Consider the following 5,616-nt stretch of genomic DNA (forward strand, 5'->3'; position numbering starts at 1 on the left):
CCGCCCGCACACGGTCGATGAGCTGTACCGCGCGCTCGACCACGCCCGCCGCGACCCGTCCGTCGGTGTTGTCCTGCTCACCGGCAATGGCCCCTCCCCGAAAGATGGCGGTTGGGCATTCTGCTCTGGCGGCGACCAGCGCATCCGCGGCCGTTCCGGCTACCAGTACGCCACCAGCCACGACGATGATGTGGAAGCCGCCACCGCGGACCACGTCGATGAGGCCCGCGTGAAAGCTGAGGGTGGCCGCCTGCACATCCTTGAGGTCCAGCGCCTGATCCGCACCATGCCCAAGGTGGTCATCGCCGTGGTCAATGGCTGGGCCGCTGGCGGCGGACACTCCCTCCACGTCGTGTGCGACATGACCATTGCGTCGCGCGAAGAGGCACGTTTCAAGCAGACCGACGCCGACGTCGGCTCCTTCGACGGCGGCTACGGCTCCGCTTACCTGGCCAAGCAAGTCGGTCAGAAATTCGCACGCGAGATCTTCTTCCTCGGCCGTACCTACTCCGCTGAAGACATGCACCGCATGGGTGCCGTGAATATCGTCGCCGACCACGCGGAACTCGAAAATGAAGCCATCCAGGTCGCCCGCGAAATCAACGGCAAGTCCCCCACCGCACAGCGCATGCTCAAATTCGCATTCAACCTGCTTGACGACGGCCTCATGGGCCAACAAGTCTTCGCCGGCGAAGCCACCCGCCTCGCCTACATGACCGACGAGGCAGTGGAAGGCCGCGACTCCTTCCTGGAAAAACGCCCGCCGAACTGGGACGAGTTCCCGTTCTATTACTAGATAGGTCAACTAGATACGGTCAACCCCGCACGTGTGATCCGCGCAGCCACCGGTGGGCCAAAGCCATACTTCCCGCGAAGAGCGCCGCACCCAACACACTAGCGATAGCGAAACGCGTTAGGGTCGTGGCAGTTTCCGGCCATGCTGTCGGCGCGATAATCCAGAGTGCGCTCTCGGCGAGAACATCGCCGCCGATCGTGGCGGAGAAAATGGTCGCGGCCAGTGTCAGAGCGAGTGCCCACCCCACGCCCCAACGAACAGTAACGGCCAGTGAGAGGAATGCCATCGCGCCACCGATGACGGCGGCGAGGAGGAGGCGACGGGCAGCGTCGATAGGCATTGCCCCGCAGGTCACCGTGGCAACGAGCGCAACGAGCGCGACCACAATGAGCAGCCAACCAAGAAGTGCTGCGCGGACGCGCGCGTGCTCGATCTGCATGAGCGACCAGGCCGGCCGCAACTGCGGCCACACGAGCACTGGGAGCAGACCAGCGCCAACGGGCAGGATCGCATAGGTGAACAAGCCCGTGCGTACGGATGGGTCGTAGCGCAGTGCGAACAGCATAACCAGCACGGACAAGACCACGCACCCAATCACCGCCGGATTCAACGCAGCGCGATGAATGCCACGAAGTGCTGCCAGGTGTGGCACGGCGGCCGGACGGTTCACAGCGGGTATTGCAGGGTTATCAGCTACCGGCGCGGTCACCGCATGGACGGTTTGGCGGCGCAAGCGCAGAGGAGTCAACCGCGCTGGAACAAGCACTGTGCACGCCATCCCCACCACGGCGAGCAGCACGCACAGAGCGAAGGCCGGCCACGGTGACTCATACCGCAACGGCGAATCTGCCTCCAATGGTGTTGCATTGAAGTGCAGCCCCATCGTGGGCAGCACGAGACGCATAGGCCACGCGCCGGGGCTGAGCCACCACCAGTCACGCTCGGCGAAATAGCCGAGGAACTGCCAAATGAGGGAACCAGCGAGCGCAACGATAAGACCGTAGCGGCGGCTCACTGCCGCAGCTACGCCAGCAACACCGAGCGAACCGACCCACGTGAAAACCCCGATCAATAGGACGCGCGCCGCGTGCTCGAGACCGAAAAGCGCAGCAAGCGCCCATGTCGCACCGAAATCAAGCAAGAAAAACAAACCAAGCGCTACCCACACCACCACGAGCCGGGCAGCACGTGTCGCATGCTGCGATGCCGGGCGCCACAGCGTTCCGCCCGAGCGCGACTGTTTTTCCCGTTGCTCCACCAGCCCCGCATACAGTGCGGCGAGCGGCGCGAGCATGCCCGTGACCAGCAATGCTTGCCAGTTGAGCATGTCGGAAGCGTCTTCAACAACGCCGGCCAGCGACATTCCCGACAGGACTAAGCCCAGCACTAGGCCACTGCCGGCGAGCCACCACAGGACGGAGCCTTTCGCACGGATGCATTCAGCACGCAGTTCCCGCATTGTTTTAGAGCACCTCCCCGTTCGCAGCAGTGCCACGGGTGAGCTGGAAGAAGGATTCCTCCAGGTTCGGGCCAAGCTCGCGTAATTCGCCTGCAAACCGCACGGTGCCATCGGCGATCACGGTGGCATCATCGGCCAGGTGGAGGACCTCACCAAGCTGATGCGAACTGACCAGCACGGTACGCCCAGCACGGACATAGTCCTTCAAATACTCACGCAGGTGCGCGATGCCCTCCGGGTCAAGGCCGTTCTGAGGTTCATCGAGCACCAACACCGGTGGTTCGCCGAGCAGCGCCTGCGCTAACGCCAGGCGTCCTTTCATGCCGGTGGAGAAATGTGAGGCTTTCTTCTTCCCCGCGGCCTCCAGCCCGACAAGCTCAAGCACACGATCTGCCTCCGAATCCGGCAGACCGAGCAATGTTGTGTGTACCCGCAGGTTGTCGCGGGCACTAAGGTGGCCGTAAAACGCCGGGTCATTGATAGAGGCCCCAACACAACGCAATTTGGATCGCTTGAAAGGCTGCCCCATCAACGTCACGCTGCCATGATCGGGCTTAATCAGGCCAAGCAGCACCGACATCAACGTGGACTTGCCAGCACCATTCGGCCCAAGCAGCGCATGCACACGACCAGGTGACGTTGTCAGCGCCACATCGTTCAAAGCACGGTGGTCACCGAAAGTGACGGAAATATCTGAACAAGCAAGGTGCGAACTGATCATGCACACCATCTTTGTGGTCCAGGTCAGATGTGTAATCCCCCCACGGGAGGATTTTCTAGTCCACTATTCCAGCCCGTTGTGCAAAGAGCACCAACGCAACTCGGTCACGCGCACCGAGCTTGTGCAGCAAATTCTTCACATGTGTTTTCACCGTGGTCTCCGCGATAAATAGCCGCTGAGCCAGCTCCGCATTCGTTGCTCCAGTTCCAATTTCGGCCAGCACCTCCACTTCACGGCGGGTGAGAAAGGAAAGCGCTTGCCTCTGCTCATCGCTTAAAGCATTGTCCGTATCCACCCCACCTCGCACCCACTCCAACACCTTTCCGGTCACACCACTAGCCAGGACAGATTCACCATGAAAAACCGTACGGATAGCCTCCGCCAGCACCTCCGGATCAGCGTCCTTAAGCAGGAATCCGTGAACGCCGGCATCAATCGCAGCTTTCACCAACGCATCATCATCAAAGGTGGTCAACATGATCACTTTCGGCCCAAGTGGCATGATCTGACGCGCCGCGGAAATCCCATCAAGCACTGGCATCCGAATATCCAGCACAGCCACATCGATGTCGTGTTGTTTCACCTGCTCCACCGCCTTCTCACCATCAGCAGCGGTGGCCACCACCTCAAAATCCGGTTGTGCGTTCAGGATGGTGGTGAGGGCGTGGAGGAGGAGCGGTTGATCGTCGGCAAGCAAAATGCGCATCTCAAACTCCCAGCACTGCGGTGACAGTGACCTTGTTGTCTTCGTGTTCAATTTCGAAGGTCCCGCCCGTCGCACGTGCACGCTCCCGCATACCGACGATCCCCGTGCCCGCTCCCGGCTGCGGCTGCGTACGGCCCACCGACGCAATCGTCACAACGATCGCCTCCGGGCCCTGCTCAACCGCAACCCGCGCCACCGGATTCTCCTGGTGCTTGACCGCATTGGTGAGCGCTTCCGCGACGATCCTGTTGAGCGCCTGGGCCGTCACAGTAGGCACGCTCAACCGCTCCGGCGCATCCAGCGTGACCGTCATGCCACTGGCACGAAAACGCTCAATCACCGCTGGAAGCGATTCAGCCGTCACGGCAGGCGCGAGCCCGGGCCCCTTATCCCGGAGCCCTTTGACCAACAAGCGAATGTCCGCAAGCGCGTCCCCCGCTGTGTCCCGGATAAGCTCAAGCGATTCTCGTTCCGTCCCTGCAGCCAGCCCCGCATTAGCCTGCACCTTGATTAACGTCAGCGAATGGCCCAGCACATCATGGATATCGCGCGCCGTGTTCAGCCGCTCCTCCTCCCGCGCCGCAACCAAACGCTGCTCCCGCATACGCGACCTATGCTTCTCCGCCTCCTCTTCAGCAGCCCCACTCGCCGCAAGAAGATACGCCACAGCAATGACCGCCCAGTGAAACAACAACGTCAACGCTGCATCCGGCGGTCGCCGGTAGAACAGCATGAAGCCCTCGTCCCACGTCCACATGAAAGGGGAAATGAAACACCACGCTGCCGCAACCGCGGTGAGTAGCGTGGCACGCCACATCCCACGATTGGACCCACCATCCCTCTTGCCGCCGTGGATGTCCTGGGCATGGCGGCGTCCGGTATAAACCGCCAGCGGAACCAACACCACCCACACCGTGTAACCAGTATTCGTCGGTGCAGCTACCCACAGCACCGACCACGCCACGTTCAACCCCACCATCAATGCTGATGACACCACCGGGTTCCTCTGCCACCGCGACAGCGCCCCAACAAAACACCAGGACAAAAGCACTTGAACCCAATCCTGGGTAGCCACATGGCCAGTGAACAGCGGCACCGTGTACACCAGCGCCAACCCAGCCGCCAACGAAGTGACCACGAGCTCACCGGATTTCATACGCACGAACCTGAGCCTATCCCGCCACCCCACTCTGGCTCCTCCTCCCACAGGAGGAGATTGACTCACGCTAGGATGACGCGCGTGCCCAACATGCTCGAATTACTCCCCGTTGACCTGGCTAATCCGCTAGCGATCATGCCCGACCTGGAAGCGGCAATCTCTGGTGAATGTGCGGTGTTGCCCGTCCCGACCAATGATCCGACGCGGGCGGACAAACTCCGCGTGAGCATGCGCGCGGGCCAGTCCATTGCAGATGAGATCGCAGTGGTGGTGGCCACCTCCGGCTCCACGGGCACGCCGAAGGGCGCACAGCTCACGCCGGTGAACCTCATTTCCAGCGCCGATGCCACACACCAGGCGTTAGGTGGCCCGGGCCAATGGCTTCTAGCCATGCCAGCGCACCACATCGCGGGCCTGCAGGTCCTCGTGCGCAGCATGGTCGCCGGCGTCGAACCAGAATTCGTCGACCTTACCGACGGCTTCCACACCGCAGACTTCGCCGCACGCACCGAAACACTTGCCGCCACCGGCGACCGCATGTACACCTCGCTCGCCCCGATGCAGCTCAACAAAATCATGAGCACCCTCGCCGGCATAGAAGCCTTAAGGCTTTTCGACGCCATCTTGGTCGGCGGCGGCCGCATCAACCCGAAAATGCTCGACTCGGCAGCCAAACTGCGCATCAACGTGGTGACCACCTACGGCTCCTCCGAAACCTCCGGCGGCTGCGTCTACGACGGCCGACCCATCGCCGGCGCCCACGTCCGCGTCCGCG

At 62.0% G+C, this 5,616-nt stretch carries 6 protein-coding genes; 2 read left to right on the forward strand and 4 right to left on the reverse strand.

The features are described 5' to 3' along the window. The coding region (locus tag F4V54_RS10030) for a 1,4-dihydroxy-2-naphthoyl-CoA synthase (protein ID WP_150387039.1) at nucleotides 1-796 on the forward strand (796 nt) is incomplete at its 5' end. 19 nt (nucleotides 797-815) lie between these two features. On the opposite strand, the gene F4V54_RS11795 is transcribed toward F4V54_RS10030, so the two are convergent. The 4 genes from F4V54_RS11795 to F4V54_RS10050 are packed head-to-tail and all read right to left on the reverse strand — an operon-like array spanning nucleotide 816 to nucleotide 4,838. Continuing rightward, entirely contained in the window at nucleotides 816-2,255 is a 1,440-nt protein-coding gene (locus tag F4V54_RS11795) for an ABC-2 family transporter permease (RefSeq protein WP_150387040.1), read from the reverse strand. Between the two features lie 4 nt (nucleotides 2,256-2,259). Further along, a complete protein-coding gene (locus F4V54_RS10040; RefSeq protein WP_150387044.1) occupies nucleotides 2,260-2,973 on the reverse strand; it encodes an ATP-binding cassette domain-containing protein in 714 nt (237 codons plus the stop codon). A gap of 58 nt (nucleotides 2,974-3,031) precedes the next feature. Next, nucleotides 3,032-3,682 (reverse strand): response regulator transcription factor, encoded by a 651-nt coding sequence (locus tag F4V54_RS10045; RefSeq protein WP_150387041.1) that lies wholly within the window; start codon nucleotides 3,680-3,682, stop codon nucleotides 3,032-3,034. Nucleotide 3,683: 1 nt separating this feature from the next. Continuing rightward, nucleotides 3,684-4,838, reverse strand: coding sequence for a sensor histidine kinase (locus F4V54_RS10050; protein WP_249041288.1), 1,155 nt, complete (start codon nucleotides 4,836-4,838; stop codon nucleotides 3,684-3,686). Nucleotides 4,839-4,913: 75 nt separating this feature from the next. Between F4V54_RS10050 and F4V54_RS10055 the strand changes: the two genes are divergently transcribed. Further along, a partial coding sequence (locus F4V54_RS10055) for an AMP-binding protein (protein ID WP_249041287.1) occupies nucleotides 4,914-5,616 on the forward strand: 703 nt, incomplete at its 3' end.

It is taken from the genome of Corynebacterium tuscaniense, assembly GCF_008693065.1.
Taxonomy (GTDB): domain Bacteria; phylum Actinomycetota; class Actinomycetes; order Mycobacteriales; family Mycobacteriaceae; genus Corynebacterium; species Corynebacterium tuscaniense.